At 68.4% G+C, this 25,584-nt stretch carries 26 protein-coding genes and 1 pseudogene; 11 read left to right on the top strand and 16 right to left on the bottom strand.

The window, feature by feature from the left end:
* Positions 1–110, bottom strand: a pseudogene (locus ABD154_RS03925) (aldo/keto reductase); the annotation flags it as partial.
* A gap of 58 nt (positions 111–168) precedes the next feature.
* Positions 169–576, bottom strand: coding sequence for an MmcQ/YjbR family DNA-binding protein (locus ABD154_RS03920; protein WP_344250187.1), 408 nt, complete (start codon positions 574–576; stop codon positions 169–171).
* A gap of 119 nt (positions 577–695) precedes the next feature.
* Here ABD154_RS03920 and ABD154_RS03915 point away from each other — a divergent pair, with 119 nt between their 5' ends.
* Complete coding sequence (locus tag ABD154_RS03915) at positions 696–1,517, top strand: hypothetical protein (protein WP_344250185.1); 822 nt, start codon at positions 696–698, stop codon at positions 1,515–1,517.
* Between the two features lie 158 nt (positions 1,518–1,675).
* Positions 1,676–2,845, top strand: a complete 1,170-nt coding sequence (locus ABD154_RS03910; protein WP_344250183.1) for an alcohol dehydrogenase catalytic domain-containing protein — start codon at positions 1,676–1,678, stop codon at positions 2,843–2,845.
* Positions 2,846–2,875: 30 nt separating this feature from the next.
* Here the strand turns inward: ABD154_RS03910 and ABD154_RS03905 are convergent, their stop codons facing one another.
* Positions 2,876–3,634, bottom strand: coding sequence for an HpcH/HpaI aldolase family protein (locus ABD154_RS03905; RefSeq protein ID WP_344250181.1), 759 nt, complete (start codon positions 3,632–3,634; stop codon positions 2,876–2,878).
* A gap of 108 nt (positions 3,635–3,742) precedes the next feature.
* Between ABD154_RS03905 and ABD154_RS03900 the strand changes: the two genes are divergently transcribed.
* Positions 3,743–4,396, top strand: coding sequence for an SRPBCC domain-containing protein (locus ABD154_RS03900; RefSeq protein WP_344250179.1), 654 nt, complete (start codon positions 3,743–3,745; stop codon positions 4,394–4,396).
* Positions 4,397–4,421: 25 nt separating this feature from the next.
* Here ABD154_RS03900 and ABD154_RS03895 read toward each other — a convergent pair whose 3' ends face one another.
* From ABD154_RS03895 to ABD154_RS03860, 8 genes are all read right to left on the bottom strand, one after another.
* Complete coding sequence (locus ABD154_RS03895) at positions 4,422–5,219, bottom strand: helix-turn-helix domain-containing protein (protein WP_232623802.1); 798 nt, start codon at positions 5,217–5,219, stop codon at positions 4,422–4,424.
* A gap of 38 nt (positions 5,220–5,257) precedes the next feature.
* Positions 5,258–6,772 (bottom strand): tripartite tricarboxylate transporter permease, encoded by a 1,515-nt coding sequence (locus tag ABD154_RS03890; protein WP_344250176.1) that lies wholly within the window; start codon positions 6,770–6,772, stop codon positions 5,258–5,260.
* Positions 6,773–6,786: 14 nt separating this feature from the next.
* Positions 6,787–7,335 carry a tripartite tricarboxylate transporter TctB family protein gene (locus ABD154_RS03885; protein WP_344250174.1) on the bottom strand — a complete coding sequence of 183 codons (549 nt, stop codon included), beginning with the start codon at positions 7,333–7,335 and terminating at the stop codon, positions 6,787–6,789.
* Positions 7,332–8,396 (bottom strand): Bug family tripartite tricarboxylate transporter substrate binding protein, encoded by a 1,065-nt coding sequence (locus ABD154_RS03880; protein WP_344250172.1) that lies wholly within the window; start codon positions 8,394–8,396, stop codon positions 7,332–7,334. Before ABD154_RS03880 ends, ABD154_RS03885 begins: the two co-directional genes overlap by 4 nt.
* 81 nt (positions 8,397–8,477) lie before the next feature.
* Positions 8,478–9,719 (bottom strand): CaiB/BaiF CoA transferase family protein, encoded by a 1,242-nt coding sequence (locus ABD154_RS03875; RefSeq protein WP_344250170.1) that lies wholly within the window; start codon positions 9,717–9,719, stop codon positions 8,478–8,480.
* Between the two features lie 13 nt (positions 9,720–9,732).
* Positions 9,733–10,653: a hydroxymethylglutaryl-CoA lyase gene (locus ABD154_RS03870; protein ID WP_344250168.1), complete on the bottom strand. Its 921-nt coding sequence runs from the start codon at positions 10,651–10,653 to the stop codon at positions 9,733–9,735.
* 217 nt (positions 10,654–10,870) lie between these two features.
* Complete coding sequence (locus ABD154_RS03865; RefSeq protein ID WP_344250166.1) at positions 10,871–11,407, bottom strand: dihydrofolate reductase family protein; 537 nt, start codon at positions 11,405–11,407, stop codon at positions 10,871–10,873.
* 4 nt (positions 11,408–11,411) lie between these two features.
* Positions 11,412–12,692: a CaiB/BaiF CoA transferase family protein gene (locus tag ABD154_RS03860; RefSeq protein ID WP_198500241.1), complete on the bottom strand. Its 1,281-nt coding sequence runs from the start codon at positions 12,690–12,692 to the stop codon at positions 11,412–11,414.
* Positions 12,693–12,919: 227 nt separating this feature from the next.
* Between ABD154_RS03860 and ABD154_RS03855 the strand changes: the two genes are divergently transcribed.
* From ABD154_RS03855 to ABD154_RS03840, 4 genes are all read left to right on the top strand, one after another.
* Positions 12,920–13,201 (top strand): hypothetical protein, encoded by a 282-nt coding sequence (locus ABD154_RS03855; RefSeq protein WP_137826198.1) that lies wholly within the window; start codon positions 12,920–12,922, stop codon positions 13,199–13,201.
* 74 nt (positions 13,202–13,275) lie between these two features.
* Positions 13,276–13,425 (top strand): hypothetical protein, encoded by a 150-nt coding sequence (locus ABD154_RS03850; RefSeq protein WP_198500240.1) that lies wholly within the window; start codon positions 13,276–13,278, stop codon positions 13,423–13,425.
* Positions 13,426–13,431: 6 nt separating this feature from the next.
* Complete coding sequence (locus ABD154_RS03845; protein WP_198500239.1) at positions 13,432–14,391, top strand: acetamidase/formamidase family protein; 960 nt, start codon at positions 13,432–13,434, stop codon at positions 14,389–14,391.
* Positions 14,392–14,502: 111 nt separating this feature from the next.
* Entirely contained in the window at positions 14,503–16,284 is a 1,782-nt protein-coding gene (locus ABD154_RS03840; RefSeq protein WP_198500238.1) for a hypothetical protein, read from the top strand.
* Positions 16,285–16,298: 14 nt separating this feature from the next.
* Here the strand turns inward: ABD154_RS03840 and ABD154_RS03835 are convergent, their stop codons facing one another.
* The 3 genes from ABD154_RS03835 to ABD154_RS03825 form a co-directional block, all read right to left on the bottom strand.
* Entirely contained in the window at positions 16,299–17,240 is a 942-nt protein-coding gene (locus ABD154_RS03835; protein ID WP_198500237.1) for a universal stress protein, read from the bottom strand.
* The gene (locus tag ABD154_RS03830; protein ID WP_198500236.1) at positions 17,237–18,673 is read right to left on the bottom strand and encodes an APC family permease; all 1,437 of its coding nucleotides are present in this window, start codon (positions 18,671–18,673) and stop codon (positions 17,237–17,239) included. The genes ABD154_RS03835 and ABD154_RS03830 overlap by 4 nt, the downstream gene beginning before the upstream one ends.
* A 272-nt stretch (positions 18,674–18,945) precedes the next feature.
* Positions 18,946–19,494, bottom strand: coding sequence for a CGNR zinc finger domain-containing protein (locus tag ABD154_RS03825; RefSeq protein WP_198500235.1), 549 nt, complete (start codon positions 19,492–19,494; stop codon positions 18,946–18,948).
* An 85-nt stretch (positions 19,495–19,579) separates the two neighbouring features.
* Here ABD154_RS03825 and ABD154_RS03820 point away from each other — a divergent pair, with 85 nt between their 5' ends.
* From ABD154_RS03820 to ABD154_RS03810, 3 genes are read left to right on the top strand one after another with little or no spacing between them, the layout of a single operon-like run.
* The gene (locus ABD154_RS03820) at positions 19,580–20,956 is read left to right on the top strand and encodes an MFS transporter (RefSeq protein ID WP_211978396.1); all 1,377 of its coding nucleotides are present in this window, start codon (positions 19,580–19,582) and stop codon (positions 20,954–20,956) included.
* Positions 20,957–20,994: 38 nt separating this feature from the next.
* Positions 20,995–21,360, top strand: coding sequence for an ArsR/SmtB family transcription factor (locus ABD154_RS03815; RefSeq protein ID WP_211978397.1), 366 nt, complete (start codon positions 20,995–20,997; stop codon positions 21,358–21,360).
* Between the two features lie 60 nt (positions 21,361–21,420).
* On the top strand, positions 21,421–21,912 hold the full coding sequence (locus ABD154_RS03810) for an SRPBCC family protein (protein WP_211978398.1): 492 nt from the start codon (positions 21,421–21,423) through the stop codon (positions 21,910–21,912).
* Positions 21,913–21,948: 36 nt separating this feature from the next.
* Here ABD154_RS03810 and ABD154_RS03805 read toward each other — a convergent pair whose 3' ends face one another.
* Positions 21,949–22,656: a GntR family transcriptional regulator gene (locus ABD154_RS03805; protein WP_211978399.1), complete on the bottom strand. Its 708-nt coding sequence runs from the start codon at positions 22,654–22,656 to the stop codon at positions 21,949–21,951.
* Positions 22,656–24,479: a gamma-glutamyltransferase family protein gene (locus ABD154_RS03800; RefSeq protein WP_344250155.1), complete on the bottom strand. Its 1,824-nt coding sequence runs from the start codon at positions 24,477–24,479 to the stop codon at positions 22,656–22,658. The genes ABD154_RS03805 and ABD154_RS03800 overlap by 1 nt, the downstream gene beginning before the upstream one ends.
* Positions 24,480–24,890: 411 nt before the next feature.
* Here ABD154_RS03800 and ABD154_RS03795 point away from each other — a divergent pair, with 411 nt between their 5' ends.
* Positions 24,891–25,574, top strand: a complete 684-nt coding sequence (locus tag ABD154_RS03795) for a YoaK family protein (protein WP_211978401.1) — start codon at positions 24,891–24,893, stop codon at positions 25,572–25,574.
* Positions 25,575–25,584 lie beyond the last annotated feature (10 nt).

Raw genomic sequence — 25,584 nt, 5'->3', positions numbered from 1 at the left:
ACGCCCTCGTCACCGGTCATCGCGTAGGTGCCGAGGCCGATCTGCGGGATCGGGCGTCCATCGTTGAGGTCGACGGTGGGAATCGGGGTGCCGTTGCCGGATTCAGTCATGTTTCCACCCTACGACCGTCAGCGCACGACCGCACCCGTTCGCGGCGTCGGCGCTGTCTCAGGACTGCGACTCCGCCTCCGGCTCGACGAGCCGGGCCAACCGCGTCGGAGCGGTGCTGCGGTACGAATCGGCAACGAGTTCGCCGAGGTCGTCATCGTCGAGGTCGTCGATGTCGATGCCGATCCAGCCGGTGGGACCCAGGTACATCGGGACGAACGTGTCGTCCCGCTCGAGCATCACCTCGGCGTCGAGGGGATCGAGCAGGACGAGGACGGCGTGCGGATGCTGCTCCATCTCTCCGGTGACGTGCTTCTCCGTGCCGCCGAAGTACGCGAAGACCTTCTTCGTGAAGAACGCGGGACGACCGTGCGAGACCTTCTCCTGCGCATCGGGATACCCGAGCGCGAGCGTGCGGAACCGCGCGAGCACCGGGTCATCGTCGTCGAACATCTGCGCGTGCGCCATGTCCTCACGATACTCCCGCCGAGGCGGGGCGCGGGGCCCGTGGACCGCAAGGTCAGGGGGTTCGGGAAACCGCGGCAGCGTCCTCGGGACCGGGCGTCAGCGTCGGCTAGGGTGAGCTCGTGAGAAGGAAGCGCGGCGTGCGGCAGACCGGACCGGAGAACCGGCGCAGGCTGCCCCGATTGACCCTGCTCCAATGGGGCTTTCTGCTGCCCGGCCTCGGATTCGTCGTCGCCGTGATTCTCGGTGCCGTGCAGTCGCTTCTCTCCTTCGTCGAACTCTCCGACGCACGCAGTCGCGGAGTCGACGTCGTGTGCGCGGACCTCGCCTCGATGGGCCAGGTGAAGGAGATGGAGATCGTCAGCCGCGGGGTGTGGGGCTATGCGTGCGAAGCTACGTTCTCCAACGGCGGCTTCGGCGTCACGGAGTTCAGCAATCTCTCGATTCTCACATTCTTCGCGATCGCGATTGCTGTGATCAGCACTGTCGCCCTCTTCGGTGTCTTCTGCGCAGTCGCCGTGAAAGCGCTGGTCACGTGGGGAGCGCCTCTATCCGCGGGGCGGATGGCCAGGTGGGGCGTCGGGCTGCTCATGGCGGCGTGCGTCATCGGTCCTTTCGGCATCCTCGCCCAGTACGCGGCGTGGTATCGGGCGTCGAACTCCGGTGACGGCTCGCCCGTCTGCCCGTCCTCGTTTCAGGGTGAGGAGATCCTCGGTTTCGGAATCGATTCCAACTATCTTCTGCCGTATCTGAAGTGCCACGGCGACACCGTGACCGGCGTCGAATTCACGACGACGCATGTCGGTTTTCCCTTCGCCGTGTTCGTCACCTGCATGACGATGATCGTTGTCGGGCTCGCCCTTGTCATCACCGCACGGATGAGAGCTGCGCGAATCGGAGCGGTCTCTCCCGAGGAATCGCGCGACGAACCCGTCGTTCACTGAGCCGAGGCGTTGCCGGGACACCGGGCCCGCAGTGGTGGATCGGGCGATGACGCCAGGCCGTGAACTGTCACAACGGCGCATGAAATCATCGTGGCGCGTGCGTGAACTCGGGCGACTTGTGTAGACAAGTCACGCCGAGGTTGGTCAACTGGTCGTCTATGGACGACCAGACCTCGACTGCGACCGCGGGCGCCAGCCGCCGCACCACCGCGACCCGGACCGCCCCGACTGCCACCGCGACACCGACCGCGCCGACACCTCCCGCGGATCGCACCGCCGCCGCACCGAATCCTGCCTCCGGCCCGGCGGCGACGACCGCCGAGGCGCTCGTCTGGCTCGGCGGCGATCGCTTCGACCGGCAGACCCTGCCGATCCCGGACCTCGCCGACGGGGAGAGCCTCGTGCGCCTGAGCGCCGCAACCGTCTGCGGATCTGACCGCCACACGGTCTCCGGCCATCGCTCCGGGGCCTGCCCGTCGGTGCTCGGCCATGAGGGCGTCGGCGTCATCGAGGCGACGAGGGGCGATCTCGCCGTCGGCGAGCGCGTCGTCTTCGCCGTCACCTCGGGGTGCGGGGCGTGCGAGAACTGCCGGCGCGGACTGAGCGCGAAATGCGCCGCGGTCGCCAAGGTCGGCCACGAAGCGACCGACTCCGGCTGGGCCCTGTCGGGAACCTACGCGTCGCACATCCTCCTGTCCGCAGGCGTCGCAGTCGCTCCCGTGCCCGCCCACGTGCCCGACGCCGTCGCGGCGACCGCCGGCTGTGCGGTGGCCACGGTCATGGCCGCCCTCGACGCCGCCGGGGAGCTGGCCGGACGGCGGGTGCTCGTCAACGGCCTCGGGATGCTCGGACTCGCCGCGGTCGCGGCTGCGAAGGCACGCGGCGCTGCCGAGGTCGCCGCGTTCGACCCCGCCCCTGACCGTCGCGCCCTCGCCGCTGCGGCGGGCGCCGACGTCCTCGTCACCGGTGACGGGGACACCCCTGCCGACGTCGACGTCGCCATCGAACTCTCCGGCGCTCAGGCGGGGGTCCGCACGTGCCTGGACGCGCTCGGCATCGGCGGCACCGCCGTCCTCGTCGGCAGCGTCTCACCCGGCCCGCACGTCACCGTCGACCCCGAACACATCGTCCGCGGGTGGCGCACGATCACCGGAGTCCACAACTACGAACCCCGGCACCTCACCGCCGCCGTCGACTTCCTCGCCACCGCCGGCTCGGCGCTGCCCTGGGACGACATCCTCGGCGGCCCCATCGGGCTGACCGAGCTGCCGGCGGAGTTCGCCCACCCCACCCCGGGCCTGCGCACCGTCGTCGATCTCCGCCGCTGACGGCACCCTCCGGCCTGTGACGGCAGGGCTTCAGCTGCGGGCTGCCGCGAGATCCTCCCGCAGTGCCCGGCCGGCTGCCCCGATGTCACTCGCCGAGGTGATGAACCGGAATCCCTGCTCCTCCCGCAGCTTGGCCTCCGCCCCGGTCGAGCAGTGGATGCCCGGGACGATGCCGGCGGAGTCCGCGGCGGTGCGGATGCGCACGAGCGCCTCGGCGTGGGCGTCGTTGGGCCGGCCCGGGACCGTGCCGACGGCGAACGCGAGGTCCGCCGGGCCGACGTAGACCCCGTCGACGCCGGGCACCGCGCAGATGTCCTCGACGGCGGCGAGCGCCTCGGCGGTCTCGATCATGACGAAGAGGAGCGGACGGGCGGCGCGGGAGTCCCGCACCTGGCCGGTGAGGATCTCCACGGTCGGACCCCACGATCGGCGCCCGCCGCGACTCGGGTAGTCGAGCGCGGCGACGGCCGCCTCGGCGTCGGCGACCGAATCGATGAGGGGAACGATGATCGCCTCGATGCCAGCGTCGGCGAGCAGCCCGATCTCCGTGAACCGGTTCGCCGCGACTCGGGCCGTGACGAGCGCGGATCCGTGCGCGCGGACGGCATCGGACAGGCGCACGACGTCACCGGCCCGGGCGAGACCGTGCTGGAGGTCGAGGCACACGTAGTCGAACCCGGCCGCCGCCCCGATCGTCGCGAGCTCCGGGGCCGCCGACATCATCCACAGGCCGTTGTAGATCGCCCCGTCGCCGAGGCGGGCGCGATGGGTCTCGAGTGCAGCAGTCATGGGATCATCGAACCACACCCCAGCGCCGAGGCGGTGGGGACGACCGCGATCCGGGCGGGCCTATGATGAGAAGCGCCGACCACCGGCGACCGACCCGAAAGAGCACGCATGGCGCACCGCACGGATGACGAGATCATCGCCGCCCAACCCGATTCCGTCGCCCGCACCCTCACCGTCGACGTCGCCGACGGCCTCCGGCACACCGCGCAGTCGCTGACCCAGACCTTCCCCGCCTCGCTGGAGAACCTCTGGGAGGCGTGCACCGATCCCGAGCGCCTCGGCAAGTGGTTCGCGCCCGTGGCCGGTCACTTCCGGCTCGGCGGCCGCTACGTCGTCGAGGACAACGCCGAGGGCACGATCACGGCCTGCGAACCCCGCGAGTCCTTCACCCTGACCTGGGAGAGCGCCGGTGATGAGAGCGAGGTCGCCGTGCGCATGGCCAAGGACGGCCACCACGCCCGGCTCACCCTCGAACACCGGTTCACCGCCGAGGCCGACGCCGACTTCTGGACGCAGTTCGGCCCCGGTGCCGGCGGGGTCGGCTGGGACCTCTCGTTCCTCGGTCTCGCCCTCTACCTCGAATCCCGCAGCGATGAGCCCCGCGACGCGGCGACGTTCGACGCCGAACCCGCCCACGACTTCATCCGCATCGTCAGCGATCGCTGGGCCGAGGCGTCCCGGCTGGCCGGTACCCCTGAGGACGAGGCACGGGCCGCCGCGGAGCGCACGACGGCGTTCTACCTCGGCGAGGACGCCGGCTGACCCGTTAGTGGCTTCACTGACAGAGTCAGCGGGGCCCGCCGCGGGCCGCCCCGACCGAGAGGCGGGCGATGTCGCGGAGGACGTTGAGCTCCTCGCTGCCGTCGAGCAGCGACTTCAGTTCGGTCGCGGCACTCGTGAGCAGTCCGCGGTAGGCCCCGGCGACATTGTCGGGTTCGCGGGAGAGCGGATAGGACACGCAGAGCGCGAAGACCGTGGGTCCGACCGTGAAGGCGACGCTCGCCGAGGCGGTCCCCTTGACCCTGGCCTGCTTCGTCGCGTAGAACTCCTGCGGGCTGCCCGGCCCGCACAGGGCGAGCGCCGCGGACCCGCCGTCGACGAGCGGGAGGATCGTGCCGACGCTGCGCGTGACCCGCAGTTCGTGGTCGGCTTCGACATTGCGCACGCACACCCGGTCCTCGCCGACGCGGACCCACAGCTGCACGGACTCGCTCGCCCGCGTCCGCAGGTGCTCGAGCACGGAGTTCGTCGTCGCGATGCTCCGCCGCCCGGGGAACGGTCCCAGCCGCAGCAGACCCGAGGGGTCGCGGACGATGAACCGGTGGGTGCGCAGATCGGCGAGCAGCCGGTAGGTCGTCGACTTCGAGTATCCGAGTCGTCGGCACACCTCGGCGGCGGTCAGCGGCGAGTCCTGGAGGGCGGTGAGGATCGCCGCGCTGCGGGCGATCACCCCGACCTCCTGGGCCTCACCGACCGGCGGGGCCTCCGCGGACCTGCGGTTGCCGCCGTCGGGCGGGTCCGGGTCCGGCCCGGCGCGCACCTCGGCGATGGGGTTCGCCTCTGCCGTGTCGATGGACCGTGCCATGGGAGCCTGCCTCTCGTGTCTGACGGTGTGCGGTCGGGTCAGCCGACGCTGACGTCGGCGAGCAGCTTCCGCCGGCGCACCCACCAGCGGAAGAGGAACGGACCGATAATGCCGGCGAGCATGAGGATGATGATCGCCAGGGACACCGGCCGGGTGAACAGGGGCGCGATCGAGCCGCCGGAGATCTGGAGCATCCGGCGGAAGTTGTCCTCGAGGAGCGGCACGAGCACGAGCGCGAGGATCGACGGTGCGAGCGGGATGCCGCCCTTCTCCATGAGGTAGCCGATGACCCCGAAGATGCCGAGCAGCAGGAGGCCGAAGAGGCTGAACTCGATCGCGTAGGCGCCGATGACGACGAGGACGAGGATCGCGGAGAAGAGGATCTCCTTGGGCATCTTGAGCAGTTTGACGAAGACGCCGACGAGCGGGAGGTTGAGGATGATGAGCGCGACGTTGCCGATGTACATGCTCGCGATGATCGTCCAGATCAGCGCCGAATCGTCGCGGAAGATCAGCGGTCCCGGCTGGAGTCCGTACATCGTGAAGACGAAGAGGAGCAGCGCCGTCGTCGCCGATCCCGGGATGCCGAGGCTGAAGAGCGGGATCATCGCCCCGCCGACGCCGGCGTTGTTCGCCGCCTCGGGGCCGGCCACGCCTTCGATCGCCCCGTGCCCGAACTCGTGCTTCCGCCGCGAGATCCGCTTCTCCATGATGTAGGACATGAAGGATGCGAGCGACGGCCCGACGCCGGGCAGGACGCCGATGATGAAGCCGAGGACCGATCCACGCGCCCACGGTCCCGCCGAGCGCTGCCAGTCCTCCTTGGTCATCCACTTGTCGCTGCCGAAGCTCTGGATCTCCTCCTTCGCACCGCGCCCGAGGGCGAGGTTGCGGATCGCCTCGGGGATCGCGAAGAGCGCCATCGCGAAGATCGTGAAGTCGACGCCGTCGGAGAGCAGCCCGATGCCGAAGGTCTGGCGCGGCAGTCCCGTCTGGAAGTCGAGGCCGATGAGACCGACGGCAAGACCGATGAAGATCGAGATGAGCGCCTTGGCCCGGGACCCCGCCGACATCGTCGAGGCGAGGAGGAGGGCGGTGGCCATGAGGAGGAAGTACTCGGTGGCGCCGAAGTAGTTCGCGAGCTGGACGAGCAGCGGGGAGAGGAACGTCAGCCCGACGATGGCGAGCGTGCCGGCGAGGAACGACCCGATCGCCGCGGTCGCGAGGGCGGCTTTGGCCCGACCGCGGCGGGCCATCTCGTAGCCTTCGATCGCCGTCACCGCACTGGCGACCTCGCCGGGGGTCTTGATGAGGGTCGCGGTGATCGACCCGCCGTACATCGACCCGTAGTAGATGCCGCAGAGGAGGATGAGCCCGTGCACCGGCTCCATGCCGAAGGAGACGGGGATGAGGATCGCGATCGCCGAGATCGGTCCGATGCCGGGCAGGACGCCGACGACGGTGCCGAGGAGGACGCCGAGGAGGGCGAAGGCGAGGCTGGCCGGCTGCACCGCGGCGGCGAAACCGCCGGCGAGGTCACTGAGAGTGTCCATGTCCGTGCCTACCTCTACCCGAGGATTCCCACGGGCAGGTAGACCTGCAGCCCGTAGACGAAGGCGACGTAGATGATGACGGAGAACAGCACCGAGTAGAGGAGGTTGCGGATCCACTTCTCCGGGGCGTAGAGGCTCGTCACCGCCATGAGGAAGGCCGCCGTCGAGAGGAGGAAGCCGACGGGAATGACGATCGCGAGGTAGACGAAGAAGAGCGCGAACTGGAGCACGACCCGGCGGGCCGGCGGGTCCTCGGGCGCGGGGAGGACGACACCCGAGGCGGTTTCGGGCGCCGTGTCGCCGGGCTCTGCTGCTGCAGGCGTCGCGTCTCGAGGCACAGCGTCAGCAGCCGCCGCGTCCGCGGACGCGGTCCTCCCCTGCCACAGGGCCTGACCGGCGAGGAAGAGACCGAGGATGATCAGCCCTGCCCCGACGATCGCCGGGAACGTCCGCGGCGTGACGATGTCGGTCGTCTCCTGGATGGAGAACGTCGCGATGTAGTAGATGACGCCGATGACGGCGACGACGACCCCGGTGACGAGGTCACGCCTCGTCGCGGTCATTTCTCCGAACCGATGCCGGTGGCTTTGACACCCTCGTCGACGGTGGTCGCGGCCTCCTTGACGTAGGCCTGCGCGTCCTCGCCGGTCTTGAACTCCGGTGCCCACTGGTTCTTCTTGACGGTGTCCTCCCACGTCGGTGACGTGCTCATCTCCTCGAGCGTCGACGCCCAGTAGTCGACGGCCGCCTGCGGCATGTCCGCGGGACCGTAGACCCCGCGCCAATTGCCGAGGGTGACGTCGTACCCGGAGTCTATCGCCGTCGGCACCGTGTCGAAGGGAGCCGCCAGCGGCTGCTGCGCGAACGTGACGAGAGGGACGATGTCGCCGGCTTCGAGCACGGACCGGAACTCGCTGAGCCCGGCGATCGCGACCTTCGCATCGCCGTTGAGCATCGCCGTCGTCTGCTCGCCGCCGCCGTCGTAGTTGACGAAGTTGACGTCGGCGGGCTCGACCCCGGCGGCCTGGGCGAAGAGCGCGAACGGCAGCGTGTCGTCACCGGCCGCGGCGACGGTGACCTTCTGCGGGTCGTCCTTGAGCGCGGCGACGAGGTCCTCGAGGTTCTGGATGTCGCCGTCCTTCGGGCCGACGACCATGAAGTCCTCGACGTAGAGGGTGGCGATGAGGGTGGCATCCTCGGGGCCGTACTCGCACAGTCCCCGCGCCTTCATCGTCTGGCTCGCCAGTGACGTGATGGCGATCTGGTCGTCCTTGCCCTTGTCCTGCTGCATCATCGTCGTCAGCCACGAACAGCCCGTGCCGCCCGGCCGGTTCTGCACCGGCAGCGGCGAGGTGACGAGTTCGTCGCGCTGCAGCGCCTCGACGACGGCGCGCGCGGTCGTGTCCCATCCCGAGCCGGGTTCGGCCGGGGCCGTCACCGTCACCGGGCCGCTCGGGTAGTCCCCGCTCTCACCGGGCGGCTGCGCCTTGCCCTGGCACCCCGAGAGGACGAGCGCCGTCGTCGCCACCGCGGCACCGATCCCCAGCCCGCGTCTCCTCCCCCGCTTCGTCGCCGAGGCGGTCGCCGCGCCGCCCCTCATCACTGTCCGACGTGTGATCTCCATTGATCGCATTGCCACTCCTTCACCGGCTGCAGTCGCCTGCAGTGTCCTTCCTGCTTCTGTCCGAGTCCGTGACCGCATCACTCATGGCGACTGCACCCTCTCCTCGGTGCGGTCGGGTGCGTCGTCCTCGCGGTCGAGTGCGTCGTCATCGCGGTTGGGTGCCGTCTCCGGCTCTCCGTCGCGGTAGATCCCGTTGTGCTCTCCCGGGGCGGGCACGTCGCTGCGCTTGGGCAGATGCGCACCGTCGAAGGTCAGCGGCAGCAGCGGCACGTCGACGAGCTCTCCGGTCGGCAGCGCCGTCGCCGCGAGCGCCCCGGAGGCGACGAGGTGGGGGTCGGCGGTGAGGTCGGCGGGCGTATTGACGGGAGCGACCGGGAGGCCGCGCCGTGTGCACTTCTCGACGATCTCGCCGAGGCTGAGGTGGGACAGCGCGGCCTGGAGGACGCGGTGGATCCGGTCGCGGTTGTCGACGCGCCCCTGATTGTCGGCCAGGGCGGGGTCATCGGCGAGTTCGGTGAGTCCGAATTCGTCGCAGAGGTCGCGCCACTGTCCGTCGCTGACGGCGGCGACGAACACCTGGTTGTCGTCCCGGTCGCGGAAGATGTCGTAGACCGCCCAGGTCGCCCGCCGGGTGGGCATCGGACGCAGCGGTTCGTCGCTCAGCTGCGCTTGGGCCATGTGGGTGCCGACGAGGAACGCGTTGTTCTCGAAGAGCGCGGAGTTGACGACCTGCCCGTGGCCGGTCCGCTCCCGGACTCGCAGCGCCGAGAGGATCCCGATGACCCCGAACATGCCGCCCATGATGTCGTTGACGCTCGCCCCCGCGCGCAGGGGCTGGCCGGGCGGTCCGGTCATGAAGGCGAGACCGCCGAGCATCTGGACGACTTCGTCGAGGGCGGTCCGCTCACCGTAGGGACCGGTGAGGAAGCCCTTGAGCGAGCAGTAGATGAGGCGCGGATTGCGCGCGGCGAGCTCCTCGTAGCCGAAGCCGAGGGACTCCATCCGTCCGACGCGGAAGTTCTCGAGGACGACGTCGGCGGAGTCGATGAGGGTGAGGGCGATGTCGCGGTCGACCGCCTCGGCGATGTCGAGTTGGACGCTGCGCTTGTTGCGGTTGAACGCGGGGAAGAGCCCCGAGCCCGAACCCGGCAGGTAGCGGGTCTTGTCGCCGCCTCCGCGAGGTTCGATCTTGATGACCTCGGCGCCGAGGTCGGCGAGGATCATCCCGCAGCTCGGCCCCATGACCATGTGGGAGAACTCGATGACGCGGATGCCCTCGAGCGGCAGCGGTTCGGTGCTCGTGGTCGTGTCCTCTGCGCTCATGGTCCGGCCCCGATCAGCTCGTCAGGCTCGCGGGAACCGCGGGGATCTGGGACAGGCTCGAGGTGAGGTCGTGGCCGACGGCCGCGGTCAGCGGCGCGCGGACCTGGGCGAGCGCGTCGACGTCGATGCCGGTGGCGACCCCTTCGCGGTGGAGCAGGTGGACGAGGTCGTCGGTGCCGATGTTGCCGGCGGCGCCGGGGGCGAACGGGCATCCGCCGAGGCCGCCCATCGCGGCGTCGAAGTTCTCGATGCCGAGGTCGAGGGCGGTGATGACGTTGGCCATGCCGAAGTTGTACGTGTCGTGGAGGTGGAGGCTGACCGGCTTGCCGGGGAAGGCCTCCATGACCGCCGAGGTGTTCGCGGCCACGAGCGAGGGGTTGGCGTTGCCGATGGTGTCGGCGACCCCGATGCTGTGTGCGCCGGCGTCGACGAAGGGGCGGAGGACCTCGACGAGGCGGCCTGAGTCGGTGATGCCGTCGAAGGGGCAGATGAAGCTCACGGCCGTCGTGATGTCCCAGCGGAGTCCGTGTTCGGTGGCGTAGTCGGCGGCGGCGAGCAGGCGTTCGGTGGCCTGCGCGATCGGGGCGTCGGAGTTCGCCTGCGAATGGCCCTCCGAGGCGGAGACGACGAGTTTGATGTTCTTCGCCCCGGCGTCGACGGCCCGCTGGGCGCCCTTGAGGTTGAAGACGAGGGTGAAGAGCTCGACGCCCTGGTCCTCATAGGGTTGGAGGCGGCGCAGCACGTCGTCGGTGTCGGCCATCTGCGGGACCTTCTTCGGGTTGACGAAGGAGCCGACTTCGAGCTGGGTGAGGCCTGCGGCGATGAGCCGTTCGGCGAGTTCGACCTTGACGTCGGTGGGCACGATGGTCGACTCGATCTGGAGGCCGTCGCGCAGCGTCGTATCGAGGATGTGGACCGCGGTCGGCCGAACCATGAGACTCCTTCGGGGTGGCTCCCGGTCAGCGGGACGGCCGGCCGGAATGCCTGGTGCTGCACGCCTCGTCGCGTGCTGTTGTCAGGATTACCATAGCCCTGCGCACACGGGGAAGACGCAGCGGTCGCTATGTGAGAGCGAACGGGAAACTCATCGTCGCAGTTCCCGTTCTTCGGGAATGGACCCGGCGCTCAGCGACTGGGTCGGTCGGCCTCGCTCAGTGTCGGGGTCGGTAGTCGAGGACGACGACGCCGGACCCGAGTTCGGACCGTCCGATGAGGTCGAGGTCGAGTCGCGGCTCGAGACCCGCGAAGAGGTAGGGTCCGTGTCCGGCGACGCGGGGGTGGATGACGAACTGGTACTCGTCGATGAGGCCCAGCTGGGCCAGCGCGGCCGGCAGGGTCACGCCGCCGACGGCGATGCCGTCGGTCGAGTCGGCCTTGAGGCGTTCGATCTCCGTCCTCAGGTCACCGGTGATCAGCTGCGAGTTCCAGCCGACCTCGGTGCGGGTGCGGGAGACGACGAACTTCTGCGCGGCGTTGATCGCCTGGACGAAGGGGTCGTCGGCGATCTCGGGTGCGGGGTTCCGCCAGGCCGCTTCCATCATCTCGTAGGTGGTCCGGCCGAAGAGGAGGCCGTCGGCGCGGAGGAGGTTCTCGGCGTGATGGCGGTGGAGCTCCTCGTCGACGACACCCTCGCGGTGGTCGACGCAGCCGTCGATGGTGACGTTGATGGCGTAGCGCAGCGCGGCCATGGGCTCAATCCGCGTCCGTCTGTTCGGTGGTGCCGCCGCCGTCGTCGTCCGGGCGGTTCAGTCCGAGCCAGGCGAGGACTTCATCGGTGTGTTCGCCGAGGTCGGGGCCGAGGTGATCGATCGGCAGCGAGGCGGTGCCGATGACCGGGGTGATCCCGGGGAAGGCGACGTCGGTCAGCGTCTCCTCGCCGGTGGAGACGTCGAGGTGCTGGATCATTCCGCGGGCGCGCAGCTGGTCGTCGGCGACGAGGTCCTCGGCCGTGTAGATCGGCCCCGCGGGCACCCCGGCGGCGTCGAGGACGGCGACGACGTCGTCGACCTCGCGGGTCGCGCACCAGGCGCCGATCGCCTCGTCGAGTTCGTCGCGTCTGGCCCACCGTCCGGCGTTGGTCTGCAGGTCGGGGTCAGCACCGAGGTCGGGGCGGTCGATCGCGGCCATGAGGCGGGTGAAGATGCCGTCGCCGTTGCCGGCGATGACGACGGACTTCCCACCGGCGCAGAGGTAGCCGTTCGACGGTGCGATGCCCTCCATGCGACCGCCGGTGCGGGTCCTCACCTCGCCGAAGGCGGAGTAGTCGGGCACGAGGGACTCCATGACGGAGAACATCGCCTCGTTGAGCGCGACGTCGACCGTGCGGTCGGCCAGCGGGCCCTCTCCTTCGAAGCCGGTCTCGGATCCGACGACCGCCTCGGCGGCTCCGTGGATCCTCTGCTGCTGACGGTCGAAGAGCATCATCACGGCGCCGAAGGCCGCCTGCATGCCCGCGATCGAATCGCCGATCGAGACGCCCACGCGCACGGGCGGGCGATCGGGGTCGCCGACGAGTTCGCGGAAGCCGGAGTATCCCTCGGCGACGGCGGCGAAGCCGGGTCGGGCCGACAGCGGGCCGGTCTGACCGAATGCGGAGATGCGCACGAGGATGAGTTCGGGGTTGACCTCTTCGAGGACGTCGGGGCCGATCCCCCACTTCTCCAGGGTGCCGGGTCGGAAGTTCTCGAGGACGATGTCGCTGCGGCGGACGAGTTCGAGCACGGCCTCCCGCCCTGCCTCGGTGCGGAGATCGAGGGTGACGGACTTCTTGTTGCGGTTGATCGTGCGGTAGAGCATCGACGTCGTGCCGGCCGCCAGCCGCCAGTTGCGCAGTTCGTCACCGGTGCCGGGACGTTCGACCTTGATGACCTCGGCGCCGAAGTCGGCGAGCATGCGCCCGGCGGTCGGCGCGGCGATGTAGTTGCCGAGTTCGAGGACTCGCACACCGTCGAGCGGGAGGCGTCTGGTAGTCATGGGTGGCTCCTGTTCTCGGGCGGCCGCGACAGGCGCCGCCGGGCGAACGATGGTCGCTTGACCTCCCATGGTGCCAGGTCATGGTCGCGGGCGCGGAGTCCTGCGTGTCCGCAAACTCAGAGTTCGATGAGTATTGCACAAACCTCCTTGCCGAATTGGAGGAGACGGCCAAGACTGACGAACATGTCGCACAGTGCGACGGTTCGACACCAGAGAAGGAGTGGGACATGACATCGGAGAACTTCGGCAACGGCGGCTTCAACTCCGAGCAGGGACAGGATCCGCAGGAGTCACAGCAGGGCCATCCGGGTCCGGGCAGCCAGTCCGAGTTCGGCGAGCAGGACACCGGCGGGCAGCCGCAGGGCGACCGCGGCGGCGTCGGCGGCCTCGACGGACAGCAGGCGGGCCGACCCGAGGGCGACGGCCTCGGCGACGGGCAGGACCGTCGACGCCTCGAGGAGAGCGAGGACGAGGGATTCGGCGGGACGCAGCAGCCCGAGACCGACTGACGTCGCGCTTACGTGATCCGGGGCTGTGCCGACGATCGGCACGGCCCCGGATCACTGAGTGTGGAGATAGCCCGGTGATCTCGGAGGGCACCTTGATGCATGGCTTCGTGCTGATCGACGGCCTGGCATGGCTCATTCTTGGCGCCATCGTATTCTTCATCTATCGCAAGAAGGGTGCCGGGATCTCAGCACCCTTCCCAACATCGCTTTCACAAGGAGGCTGAGTGACCATGCCCGACTCACCAACCCATCTCCTGGACAGATCCTTCGGAAAACCGGCATTCGACGCCCAGGCCGAGCCTGCTCTGACCATCCGTCCGGGCACCTCGGAGACGATCGGATTCGAAACCGACGACGCGGCCTATGCGCAGATCCATGAGCGCGGCAGCCTGGAGGCGGTCACGGCACCGATCAACCCGGTGACCGGGCCGGTCTTCGTCGAGGATGCCGAACCCGGCGATACGCTCGCCGTGACCATCCACCGGATCGACCTCGGTGACTACGGGTGGTCGGTCTACCTGCCGGGGACGGGCGCCCTTGCGAACAGGATGGGAGGCGAGACCAGAGCGTACCGGATACCGATCAACGGCGCCGAGGTGGTGCTCACGGATTCGCTCACGGCGCCCGTCGAGCCGATGATCGGGTGCATTGGAACCGCACCGGCGGTCGGGACAGGCTCGACGATCATGCCCAGCTACGGATTCGGCGGGAACATGGACCTCACGGATGCCAAGCCGGGCTCGACGGTCTACCTGCCGGTCGAAGTTCCCGGCGCCCTGCTGAGCATCGGCGACATTCATGCGCTCATGGCCCGGGGAGAATCCTCATTCGTGGCGATCGAGGCGCAGGGCACGGCCATCGTCTCCATCGATCTCCTGCGCGCCAGAGACCACCAAGGGTCGACGATGACGAATCTGCGCGCGCCACGGATCGAGACCACCGATGAGTGGATCTTCGTGGGACTCGGCGACCCGGTGCAGGAATCGATCGCCCGCGGCTACGAGGACATGTTCGACTTCCTCGTCGGAGACCATGGCTGGTCGTCAGCCGATGCCTACGTGGTCATGAGCGCGTTGGCCGATTCCGAACTCGGCGGTCCGACCGGATCCACCGCGCCCGACCCTCTGCACCCGATGACTCCGAAAGGAGCCGTCACCGTGCATCGACTCCCCAGATCGGTGCTCGGCTGATTCCCTTGTCCCCTCACGCCGAACCGGAGCACCAATTCGCAGGTCACCCGGACGCGAGCCGGTCCCCCCGAAGTCTCGCATCTGCCCGCCCCGATCGCGTAGCGTGTGGGCATGGCCCGACCTCCTGGACCCCACGGCCCCGCGGACTTCGACCTCATCCGCATCGTTGCCGAGGCAACCGCCGATCCGACCGATCCGGTCCCGCTCCTGCAACTGGCGAGCACGTTGGTCGCAGCGATCGTCGGCAGCGATGGTGAGGACACCGGGACCGACCTCGACTTCCGAGAGGCCAACCGGATCAACAGGGCAATTCCCGATGTCGGCGACCTGAGCAGGCTCCAGGACATCGCCTTGTCGATGCTCGACCCTGCCGGTCAGGAAACCGAGTCGCTGGTGCGCATATGGGCGGAGATGATCGACGACGAACTGTTCCGCCGACGCATCAGACGGCAGCTGCCACCGGCCGATCGCCGGGAGCCCGAATGGGTCCGACGCATCGACGAGGTCACCCCGCGCAGGGCTGCGGCGATCGTCTCGCCCGTGCTCATCGAAGAGACGATCGTCGTCGAGATCAGCACGGCGGCCCGGTCGTGCACGCTCGCCATCGGCATCGAACGCAGCGGGGCCCCGTTCATCGAGGACGCCTACCTCACGCCCGAGTCCTTTGACACCGTGATGTCGGGAATCGCCGTCAACCCAGAGATCGACGTCGACCGGGTCGAGCTCAGCCCTGCCGATGCGCGGGCTCGAATCATCGAGGCCCTCGACATGAGCGACACCATCATTCCAGCACCGGCAACCGAAACCTGGCCTGGCACCCGCGCGATGTTGACCTGGATGCTCAGACTCATGCCCACCGGCGGAATCGGGTACGACCTCAAAGAGTGGACGCCCGAGGAGATCAAGGAGATCGCCGACGACTTCGCCGCCTCGCCGTGGGCCGCAGACCTCACTGGGGACGAGCTCAGGCACGCCGACTTGCTCCTAGAATTCCAGGCGAACTACGGCAACAACGATCCTCTGCGCTGGTCGGGCAGCTTCACCGACCGCATCCTCCATGATCTCTATCCCCGCAAGGTCGTCGCCGATGACGCATATATGCTGTCGATGCCGACGACCTTGACAGCGCTCGTCCAGTACGCCAACGAACGCTCCGGCGTCGATCCCGGCTTCACGCAGAATGCCTTGAACGCTATCGAGGCAGGACGTGCCGACTACGTCAGCCTCGTCACCGGACGGGCGGAGCCTGACACGATCGGCTTCCCCTTCGCCGAGCTGCCGGACGGTGTCGATCTGCCGCCGGAACTCATCGACGCACTGCAGGCGCGCTTCGTCGCCGACGAGCAGTTCGCGACACGGCAACTCGCCCTTCTCGAAGAGACCGTCGGGGGCAGAGCCAACCTCGATTCGCTCACCATCGACCCGCTGCCGACCGAGGATTTCGATGCCACGGGCATCCCGGACGATGTCGTCGATCGGCTCCGCCCTCTTCTGCCTCAGGTGACGACAACGGCACAGGAGTTCTTCGGCGACCCGGAGTTCGCCACCGTCGCCTTCCGCATCCTCGCCGAGGTGGCCCGCCGTGAACCGACCGTCTTCCGGCGCCGGTTCTCCGATCCGGCGCTGCTCGCGGCACTGTTCTGGATCGCAGGGGAAATCAATGAGACATTTTTCGCATCGACCGCGGGTCGCACCCCGTTGCGCATCAAGGACCTGCAGAGCCACCTCGGTGCGAAGTCGGCGCCGAGCCAGCGGGCTGACACCCTTCTTGCGGCACTCGGACACCCAAGAGGCCCCGGTTCCCGAGTGCACATCCCCGATCCCCGCCTGCTGACATCGACATTCCGCGCCGAGCTCCTCGAACGCCGCGCCTGGTACCAATCCGAATACTGACGCCGCGGACCGGACTACCCCTCCCCGCCGAGGTCCGTGCGGTCGCGCGCCTGGGACATGTAGCCGGCCTTGGCACGGCGGGGAACGACGACGACGGGGACCGGGGAGTTCTGCAGGATCCGCATCGCGTGGCTGCCGAGTGACACCCGCTTGAGGGTGCCGAGCCCCGAGGACCCGAGCATCATCACCTCGGGATGCTCCCAGCCGATGCTCTCGAGCGCGGCCGCCCAGTTCGGGCCGGTGCCGATCGCGACCTCCGTCTCCCCCGGGTTGATGTGGAGCTGGTCGATCGAGCAGAGGATCTCATCGGTGTCGCGGCGGACGACCTTCGTCCACTCGTCGACGATCCCCGCCTCGGCGTTGAGCCCGATGCTCGCCGCCGACAGCACGCGCGAACGCGGAGCGAACGACGCGATGCGGAAGGGCACCCCGGTTTCCTGGGACACGAACGCGGCACCGAGGATGAGCTCCGCCGAGGTGGTCGACCCACTGTAGGCCGCCGTGATCCGCTTGAGCTTGGCCCCCGCCTCGGCGCGGAATCCCATGGGGGCGAGGACGACGGGCAGCTCCGCACTGTGGAGGAGGCCGTTGGTCACCGAGCCGAGCGTGATCCGCCCGTCCCTGCCGTCGGCGGCCGAGCCGACGACGAGCCGGTACGCTCCCACGCGACGGCAGACCTCGAGCAGACCGCGCCGGGAGGAGCGGGCGGCGTGGACGACATAGTCGGTACTGATGTCGTCGGGAACGAGCGGGCGCACCTCCTCAAGAGACGCCTCGGCGACGGTGCGGATGTAGGACTGGAACTCCTGATCGATCTTGTCCCGGTTCGGCGGCCATGCCGTCGAACTCACCGACACCAGCGTCAGCGACCTGCTGTACGAACGGGCGAGGACGACTCCGAGTTCGACCGCCGAGGTATTGTCCTGACCTGGGGCGACACCGACGACGATGCTCATCGCTGACCTCCTGCGGCATCGCGGTCGGCCGCGGCCATCTGCTTGCCGAGGACCGAGCTCTTGCGGCCGAAGACGAGGTAGAGGCCGATGATGACGGCGGTCCACACGACGAACACGACGATCGTGATCGGGCGCAGGCTGCTGATGATCCACAGGCAGCCGAGGATCGAGAGGATCGGCAGGACCGGGTAGAAGGGCACCTTGAAGCCGCGTTCGAGGTTCGGTTCGCGCACGCGGAGGATGATGACGGCGAGCGCGACGACGACGAAGGCGACGAGGGTGCCGATGCTCGTCATCTCGGCGAGGAAGTTGATCGGGATGAAGCCGGCGAGGATGGCGATGACGACGGAGACGACGATCGTGCCCTTGACCGGGGTGAGCGTGCGGGGGTTGACGTCCTGGAAGAGCTTGGGCATCATCCCGTCGCGCGACATCGTGAAGAGGATGCGGCTCTGACCGTAGATCGAGACGAGGGTGACGCTGAAGATCGAGATGACAGCACCCGCGGCGACGACGGTGCCCGGCCACGTCGAGCCGACGATGTTCTCGAGGATCGCCGAGAGCCCCGCGTCCTGCCCCTCGAACTCCTCCCACGGCTGTGCGCCGAGGGCGGCGACGGCGACGAGGACGTAGACGGTGGTGATGATGAGCAGCGCGGAGATCAGCGCCTTGGGCATCGTCTTCTTCGGGTTCTTCGTCTCATCGCCGGCCGTGGCGACGGCGTCCATGCCGACGTAGCTGAAGAAGATGATGCCGGCACCGGAGACGACTCCGGAGAGGCCGAAGGGGGCGAAGTTCGCGAAGTTGTCGGAGTTCCAGCCGGTGAGGCCGACGACGATGAAGAAGACGAGAACGGCGACCTTGATGCACACCATGATCGTGTTGACGACGACCGATTCGCCGGTGCCGCGGACGAGGAGGAAGCAGCACATCGCGAGCAGGAGGATCGCGGGAAGGTTGACGATGCCGCCTTCCTCGGGGGCGTAGGCGAGCGCATCGGGGATCTGGAAGCCGAAGAGGTTGAAGAGCAGCTGATTGACGTACTGCGACCAGCCGACGGCGACGGCGGCACCGGCGACGCCGTATTCGAGGAGGAGACACGCAGCCACGCCCATCGCGGGGAGCTCACCGAGGGTGGCGTAGGCGTAGGAGTACGACGATCCGGAGACGGGCACGCTGCCGGCGAGTTCGGCGTAGCAGATCACCGCGAGACCGGCGACGACGCCGGCGATGACGAACGACCAGATGACGGCGGGACCGGCGACGGGCACCGATTCGGAGAGGATGAAGAAGATGCCCGTGCCGATCGTCGATCCGACGCCGATCATCGTCAGGGAGAAGAGTCCGATCGTGCGCTTGAGGTCGCTGCCGGCCTCCTCACTGTCGCGCGGCACCGGTTTCACTCGGAAGAGCTGTTGTCGCAGAGAGCTCATGACTGTCCTTCCCGACGTCGTCGTCGTTGTTGCAGGGCGCGACGCCGAACCGCCGATCGGTCACAGCAGGCCGCGCAAGTCACTTCTGTTCTGCAGACCTTAGCCGACCGCGGCCCGCTCGGCGGGCGCTGGAGGCGAATTGATGCGATGTCCCCGCGGGTCGGCTCAGTTGAGCGCCGGTTCACGATCCGTCAGCGGACGCCACCGCAGGTGCGGATCGTCGACCAGCGCGTCGTCCCGCAGCCGACTGCGCCGCCGCATGATGGCCGAGCTCAGCCCGATGTCTTCCGGTAGTGCCGCAGGGCTTTGTCGCGCCCCCCGCACGTGCGCATCGAACACCACCGTCGACTTCGGTTCCGCGAGGTGTCGACGAAGAGCCACTGGCAGTTCGGACACGATTTGACTCGGTCGAGCCGAGGACCGTTGAGCTCCTCGATGGCGGATTCAGCGAAAAGCGCGGTGAGAGATTCTGCATCCCAGACATCAGGCCAGGCTCGAGCGATTCCGGTGGATGTCGGCGCATAGCCGTACCGCGATAGCCCCGCCGCGTGAGCCTCGGTCACCGCGTTGAGTTCAGCCACAGGGATATCGACGTCGCTCACGACCGCCGTGAAGACGGCATGGATCTTCTCGCGCAACGACCGCAGGCTGGCCAGCTCGTCTCGGGTCAATCGCTGCACCGGCCCCAGTCCGAGCGTCTGCGCCCATGCCTCGGCGGTATCCACGTCGCACAGCCAGTCCCGGTCTCCACCGTCCTGGCGGTTCGGCACCGAGTTCACCAGCTCGAAGCAGTGGGCGTTTCCGACATGCTCGAAGTCCATGCGCCAACTTTACCACTCACAGACTCTTGACTGGTTAGGACGTTCGGAGAAGACTTGACCTTCAAACGAGATTTAGGTGGTTAGAATGCGCGCATCATTTCGATGGCTCTGGGCAGGCTCGGGTGCCGCCAACCTCGGTGACGGAATCACCGTTACCGCACTGCCGCTCATCGCCGTGGCCGCAGGTGCCCCGCCGGGGCAGGTCGCACTGGTCACCGTGTCAGCGACGATCGCCTGGCCCCTCTTCGGACTCCACGCTGGATGGCTGGTCGACAGAGCCTCTCCGGCAACGCTGCTCGTCACCGTCAACGTCGCACGAGTCCTTGCATTGGCCGCTCTTGCCGTCTCGCTCACCACCGACTTCGCGACCTTCGCCTTCACAGTCGGAGCCGCGTTCGTCTACGGCGTCGCAGAGACACTCGTCGACACAGCCCTGATCTCCACCGTCCCCCGAACAGTCGATAAGGGGCAGCTCACCGCGGCCAACAGCAGGCTCGAGGCGACGATCAATGTCGCCAACCAGCTCGCAGGACCCCCGCTCGCCGGGCTCCTCATCGGACTGTCGGGCCTTGCGGCCACCGCAGTCGGGTCGGGTCTCTACGCGCTGGCGGCGATAGCCGCGGTGGGATTGGCGATCACGCTCAGCAGCGACAATCGCCTGGCATCGAATCATCCCTCCCGACTTCCGGCCGCCTCCACCGCCGATGACGCAGGAAAGGATCACGGACAGCAATCAGCCGGCAGCACCACACCTCCGCGCGGAGTCCTCGGCGGAATGCGCTTCCTCTGGAACCATCGGCTTCAGCGCGAACTCACCGTGCTGACGGCCGCCATGAGTGTGGTGTGGGGCGCCTGGACATCGGTCTTCGTTCTCTTCGCCGTGTCACCCGGCCCCCTCGGCCTCTCGCCGGCAGCGTACGGCCTGCTCCTCGCGAGCATGGCCGGTGGCGGCATCGTCGCTTCGATGCTGACCTCGCGGCTTGAACGACTGCTGCCTCCTGCCGCCCTCCTCTTCGTTGACACCGTGGGCACTGCGGGCCTCGTCCTCCCGGCTGCGCTCGGCGCCCCCGTTCCGGTCATCGCCGCCGGAATCATCATCGCGGGCGCCGGGTCGACAGTCTGGCGGATCATCGTCTCCGTCGTTCGCCAGCGGACGACACCGCTGAACCTGCTCGGTCGCGTCTACTCGGCGTCGCGGGTCATCAGCTGGGGCGCTCTGCCGCTGGGAGCCGGATTGGCCGCGATCGGCGTCACGTCCCTGGGCGTGCAGCCAGTGCTCTGGATCGCCAGCGGTTTCGCCATAGTCGTGTCGCTGTGGTTCGCCGCGCGCCTGCCGAAGACAGCGACCCGGATCAACATCGCTGCCTCCGAACCTCAGCGCACGAAGGCTAACCCTTTATTCAACCAAATGGTTGACAACAGGCCGGCGCAGTCCTACCGTTGCAATCAACCGAATGGTTGAGAAACTGTTCACCGTCGACTGCAGCCGGAGGAGGTGCGGTGACCGACCAGCTGTCGAAGGTGTTCGCGGCACTGTCGGACCCCACTCGCAGGGACATCGTCGCCCGGCTCAGCGTGGCCGATGCCACGGTGAGCGAACTCGCCGAACCCTACGACGTGAGCGTCCAGGCGGTGTCGAAGCATCTCAAGGTGCTCGAGGACTCGGGACTCGTCACGCGCTCCCGCGATGCCCAGCGTCGACCGGTCCACCTCGAGGACAACGTCTTCGATCTCATGACGAAATGGATCGAGCGATACCAGCGCCAAGCCGAGGAGCGCTACCAGCGCCTCGACGCGGTGCTCGACGCGATGACCGCGGACGAGGACGGGGAGGACGCGAACCCGGGGACCGCCTCGGCGAGCTGATCTCCAGTACGACCACACCACAGGAAACGACCGACCGACACTGATGCAAAGGAGCATGACATGACCACCGACACCGATTTCAGCACGACGAGGATCGAGGCGCCCGAGGGCGTCCAGACCGTCTCGATCACCCGCGATTTCCAGGCACCGCCGGAGAAGGTGTTCCGGGCGCACGTCGACCCGGAGCTGTTCATGCAGTGGAACGGCCCCGCCGAGACCACGAACACGATCCGCGCATGGGATCCGACGACCGGCGGGAACTGGAGCTACGTCTCCACCGACGACAACGGCGAGTACGGATTCTTCGGATCGTTCCACGATGTGCGCGAGAACGAGCGCATCGTCCAGACCTTCACGTACGAGGGCTTCCCCGACGCCGTGAGCCTCGAGATCCTCACGCTCACCGACCTCGGCGACGGACGCACCCGGCTGAGCTCGACGGCGATCTTCGACTCCGTCGAGTCCCGCGACGGCATGGTCGCCTCCGGTATGGAGACCGGAATCGTCGAGGGTTATGACAAGCTCGACGCCCTGCTCGCCGAGGCGGGGTGAGCAGAGGAGGCATGCCCGGGACCGCTCCCGGGAGAGTCAGCTGCCGGCGGCAGGGCTCTCCCGGGAGCGGTCGGCGGCCTCGGCCACCATCGCGAAGTACGCATCACGGCTCCGGCAGACGTGGATGGACATGAGGTCAGCGGCGGTTGCCTCCTGACCGGCGTCGACGGCGGCGAGGATCCCCCGATGCTCCGACCACGCCTGCGACCCGCGGGTGGTGACGTTGAGCGAATACAGCCATTCGATCTTGCCCGAGATCTGTCGCAGCAGGCTGGTCAGTGACAGGCTTCCACTGAGTTCGGCGATGGCGAAATGGAAGCGCATGTTGAGTTCGGCGAGCGCGTCGAAACGCTGCTGCGCGATCACGGCATCACCGTCGTCGAGGATCACCGTGATCTCCTTGCGCACCCGAAGCCACTGCGCATCGGTCGCCCCGCCGCTGCTCTGCGCTGCCGCCCGCTTCGCCGCCTTCCGTGCTGTCGCGGATTCGAGGACGTTGCGGATCTCGAAGAGGTCCTCGGCGTCGTCGACCGGTGAAGGGGCGACCACGCTGCCGACGTACGGCCGGGATTCGACGAGCCCTTCGGATTCGAGCGCCCGCAGCGCCTCGCGGATGGGGATGCGAGACACCGCGTAGTGGGTGGCGAGCGCCGCCTCCCGCAGCTTCGTGCCGGGTGGGAGCACACCGGCGATGATGTCGTGACGCAGCAGCGCACCGACGGCGGCGGCACTCGAGCCGCTCATCATCGCCCCGCCGCGTAGCCTTGGGCACCGCGCGGATTCGCCGCCGCCGCGAGCGTGCCCGTCGTCGGTTCGCGGGTCACACATGACAGCCGGCCGAGCTCCCAGTCGCCGGCCCGTGTCACCGCGTGTCCGCGCTCGATGAGTCCTGCGATGACGTCCTCGCCGAGGCGGTCCTCGACGACGGCGCCCGCCGGCACCCAGGTGCGGGGCCAGAACGAGCCGGCCAGCGCCGTCGTGTGCAGAGCCGGAGCGTCGATCGCCTCTTGGGGCGCGTATCCGCCGACGAGCATGCGGAGGATCATCAGCAGCTGCCACTGCTCCTGCTGGTCGCCGCCCGGGGAGCCGAGCGCGATGATCGGCTGCCCGTTCTGCGAGATGAGCGTCGGCGTCAGGGTCGTCCGCGGGCGCTTGCCCGGCGTCAGCGCCGACGGCGAGTCCGCGTCGAGCCACGTCATCTGCAGGCGCGTGCCGAGGCAGAAGCCGAGTTCGGGCACGACCGGCGACGACTGCAGCCACCCTCCCGACGGCGTGGCGGAGATGATGTTGCCCCAGCGGTCGACGACGTCGATGTGGCAGGTGTCGCCGTTGTTGACTCCGTTCTTCTGGACGGTCGGCTCACCGATTCCCGCTCTGCTGAGCTCCTCCCGGTCCGCGCCTTCGGGGACGAGCGGCGGGGTGAACGTCGGAGCCTCGCCGGCCCGGTTCGGCCCTGGTCGGAACTCCGCCGAGGCGGTGTCGGCGATGAGGTCGCGGCGGCTCGCGGCATACTCGTCACTGAGCAGCCAGTCGAGGTCGACAGCGGCGTCTCCGTAGTAGGCGTCGCGGTCGGCCATTGCGAGTTTGAGGGCTTCGAGGATCGTGTGGGCGCCGATCTCCGTCGATGGGTCGAGGCGGTCGTCGTCGAATCCGTCGAGGATCGTCAGCGCCTGGAGCAGTGCCGGTCCCTGTCCCCACGGTCCGATCTTCGCGATCTCATATCCCCGGAAGTCGATCGTCACCGGCGTCTCGTATCCTGCGTCGAAACCGGCCATGTCAGCGACTGTGAGGACTCCGGCGTGGTCACCGCCGGTCGAATGGCGGTGCGGGGTCCGCACGAACTCGGCGATCGCCTCGGCGACGAATCCGGTCTTCCACTCCGTCCGGGCGGCACGGACCCGCGCGGCCCGGGCCTCCGCGCCTTCACCGGGGGCAGCACTGTCACCGGCGGCGATCAGCCGTCGGAGCACCTCGGCGTAGGCCGGGTTGACGATGATCTCTCCGGGTTCGGGAATCCGGCCCTCGGGCATCCACAGCTGCGCCGAGGTCGGCCAATGGTCGGTGAAGAGCTCCTGCACCCGTTCGATGGTTCCGGCGACCCGCGCGAGGACGGGGTGCCCGTTCTCGGCGTAGTCGATCGCGTAGGCGAGCACCTCGGCGAGCTCCCAGGTGCCGTGGTCCTCGAGGAGGGCGAGCCATGCGTCGACGGAGCCGGGCACGGCAGCGGCGAGGGCACCCGCTCCGGGGACCATGTCGAGCCCCTCACCGCGGTAGTGCTCGATGGTCGCAGCCACCGGAGCCGGGCCCTGGCCCATGAGGATCTGTGGGGAGGACGGGTCATCGGCCGTGGCGAACACCCCCGTCATGTCACCGCCGGGTCCGTTGAGGTGGGGTTCGACGACGTGGAGGACGAAGGCTCCGGCCACCGCAGCGTCGAAGGCGTTGCCGCCGCGTTCGAGGACGGCCTGCGCCGAGGCGGTCGCGAGCCAATGCGTCGATGCCGACATTCCGAAGTGGCCTTCGAGCGTCGGGCGGGTCGTGAACGCGGCGGGCGCGGTAAAGGTCATATCGGTGTTCCTCCGTGGAACCGGTGGCGCGTCGGGAATTCGGCCTTGAGGCCATCGTAGGCAATCGGGAGATCGTTTCCGGCCTTCCGTTTGCATACAATCTATCGACGGTTATGCTTTTTGTATACAAACCCAATGGGTCTCCCGCACCGTGGGAGACCCGTTTCGGGCCGGTTCCCAGCCGGCCCGCGTCTGTGCCCGGCACTGCGCAACTCGCAGGCACCGCGCCAGTCGAAAGAGCCGCGTGCTCGGCCGGCCATGACCTGGCCGAACAAGTGCCGGCTCAGCAATGAGACGACAACACGTACGACTCACCCTCACCCCCACGCGCGTGCGAGAGCACGCGCGTGGACCCCTCCCGGCAGGCGGACCCGCCCCTGCGCGTGGACCCCTCCCGACGAAAGGGGCGCAATGAATCGCCGCCTCGACCTCGCGATGCTCCTCGTCCTCACCTTCTCGACAGGGATGGTCGACGCGATCGGCTATCTCGGATTCGACAAGATCTTCACCGCGAACATGACCGGCAACGTCGTCATCCTCGGCATGGCGCTCACCGGCGCCGACGACCTGCCCGTCCTCCGCCCGGCGCTCGCGCTCGCCTTCTTCATGGTCGGCGCGGCACTCGGCGGACGGATCCTCGGCCGTCGCGGCGAGGCCTGGCACCACCGGACGACGCTGATCTTCACGCTCGTCGCGCTCGGCTGCGCGGCGCTGTCCGTCTACGTCGCCGTTGTTCCCGATCCGGCTCTCGGGGCCGCCGGCACGATCTTCACCTCGGCGCTCTCCACGCTCATGGGCGCGCAGGCCGCCGCGGCACGGCGGATGAAGATCGCCGACGTCACGACCGTCGTCGTCACCTCGACGATCGTCGGTCTCGCCGCAGACTCTCGGCTCGCCGGCGGCGACAGCACGAACTGGATCCGCCGTGGCCTCGCCGTCGCGCTCATCCTCATCGGCGCCCTCGCCGGGGCCGCCTCCCTGCTCATCAACCAGTGGATCGGCATCGCCCTCGTCGCCGTCATCATCGCCGTCGCCGCGGTCATCGGCCACCGTGCGATGCATCGCCGCACCCTCGCCGAGGCGGTCGCCGCCTGATCCGCGCAGG

Origin of the sequence: Brevibacterium sanguinis, from assembly GCF_039528855.1 — a bacterium.
In the GTDB taxonomy this organism is placed as follows: Bacteria; Actinomycetota; Actinomycetes; order Actinomycetales; family Brevibacteriaceae; genus Brevibacterium; species Brevibacterium sanguinis.
Note: the sequence above shows the minus strand (reverse complement) of the source record. Positions and strands in the feature narration are given on the sequence as shown.

Coding starts and splice junctions, on each gene's coding strand:
- ABD154_RS03870 (WP_344250168.1), bottom strand. CDS start 10,653: ATGGTTCGGCCGACCGCGGTCCACATCCTCGATACGACGCTGCGCGAC.
- ABD154_RS03800 (WP_344250155.1), bottom strand. CDS start 24,479: ATGACCTTTACCGCGCCCGCCGCGTTCACGACCCGCCCGACGCTCGAA.
- ABD154_RS03865 (WP_344250166.1), bottom strand. CDS start 11,407: ATGGCCGCGCTGCGCTACGCCATCAACGTCACCATCGACGGCTGCGTC.
- ABD154_RS03920 (WP_344250187.1), bottom strand. CDS start 576: ATGGCGCACGCGCAGATGTTCGACGACGATGACCCGGTGCTCGCGCGG.
- ABD154_RS03810 (WP_211978398.1), top strand. CDS start 21,421: ATGACCACCGACACCGATTTCAGCACGACGAGGATCGAGGCGCCCGAG.
- ABD154_RS03835 (WP_198500237.1), bottom strand. CDS start 17,240: ATGAGCATCGTCGTCGGTGTCGCCCCAGGTCAGGACAATACCTCGGCG.
- ABD154_RS03905 (WP_344250181.1), bottom strand. CDS start 3,634: ATGACTGCTGCACTCGAGACCCATCGCGCCCGCCTCGGCGACGGGGCG.
- ABD154_RS03805 (WP_211978399.1), bottom strand. CDS start 22,656: ATGAGCGGCTCGAGTGCCGCCGCCGTCGGTGCGCTGCTGCGTCACGAC.
- ABD154_RS03830 (WP_198500236.1), bottom strand. CDS start 18,673: ATGAGCTCTCTGCGACAACAGCTCTTCCGAGTGAAACCGGTGCCGCGC.
- ABD154_RS03795 (WP_211978401.1), top strand. CDS start 24,891: ATGAATCGCCGCCTCGACCTCGCGATGCTCCTCGTCCTCACCTTCTCG.
- ABD154_RS03910 (WP_344250183.1), top strand. CDS start 1,676: ATGGACGACCAGACCTCGACTGCGACCGCGGGCGCCAGCCGCCGCACC.
- ABD154_RS03825 (WP_198500235.1), bottom strand. CDS start 19,494: ATGGACTTCGAGCATGTCGGAAACGCCCACTGCTTCGAGCTGGTGAAC.
- ABD154_RS03875 (WP_344250170.1), bottom strand. CDS start 9,719: ATGAGCGCAGAGGACACGACCACGAGCACCGAACCGCTGCCGCTCGAG.
- ABD154_RS03880 (WP_344250172.1), bottom strand. CDS start 8,396: ATGGAGATCACACGTCGGACAGTGATGAGGGGCGGCGCGGCGACCGCC.
- ABD154_RS03890 (WP_344250176.1), bottom strand. CDS start 6,772: ATGGACACTCTCAGTGACCTCGCCGGCGGTTTCGCCGCCGCGGTGCAG.
- ABD154_RS03855 (WP_137826198.1), top strand. CDS start 12,920: ATGACATCGGAGAACTTCGGCAACGGCGGCTTCAACTCCGAGCAGGGA.
- ABD154_RS03900 (WP_344250179.1), top strand. CDS start 3,743: ATGGCGCACCGCACGGATGACGAGATCATCGCCGCCCAACCCGATTCC.
- ABD154_RS03895 (WP_232623802.1), bottom strand. CDS start 5,219: ATGGCACGGTCCATCGACACGGCAGAGGCGAACCCCATCGCCGAGGTG.
- ABD154_RS03820 (WP_211978396.1), top strand. CDS start 19,580: ATGCGCGCATCATTTCGATGGCTCTGGGCAGGCTCGGGTGCCGCCAAC.
- ABD154_RS03860 (WP_198500241.1), bottom strand. CDS start 12,692: ATGACTACCAGACGCCTCCCGCTCGACGGTGTGCGAGTCCTCGAACTC.
- ABD154_RS03845 (WP_198500239.1), top strand. CDS start 13,432: ATGCCCGACTCACCAACCCATCTCCTGGACAGATCCTTCGGAAAACCG.
- ABD154_RS03840 (WP_198500238.1), top strand. CDS start 14,503: ATGGCCCGACCTCCTGGACCCCACGGCCCCGCGGACTTCGACCTCATC.
- ABD154_RS03885 (WP_344250174.1), bottom strand. CDS start 7,335: ATGACCGCGACGAGGCGTGACCTCGTCACCGGGGTCGTCGTCGCCGTC.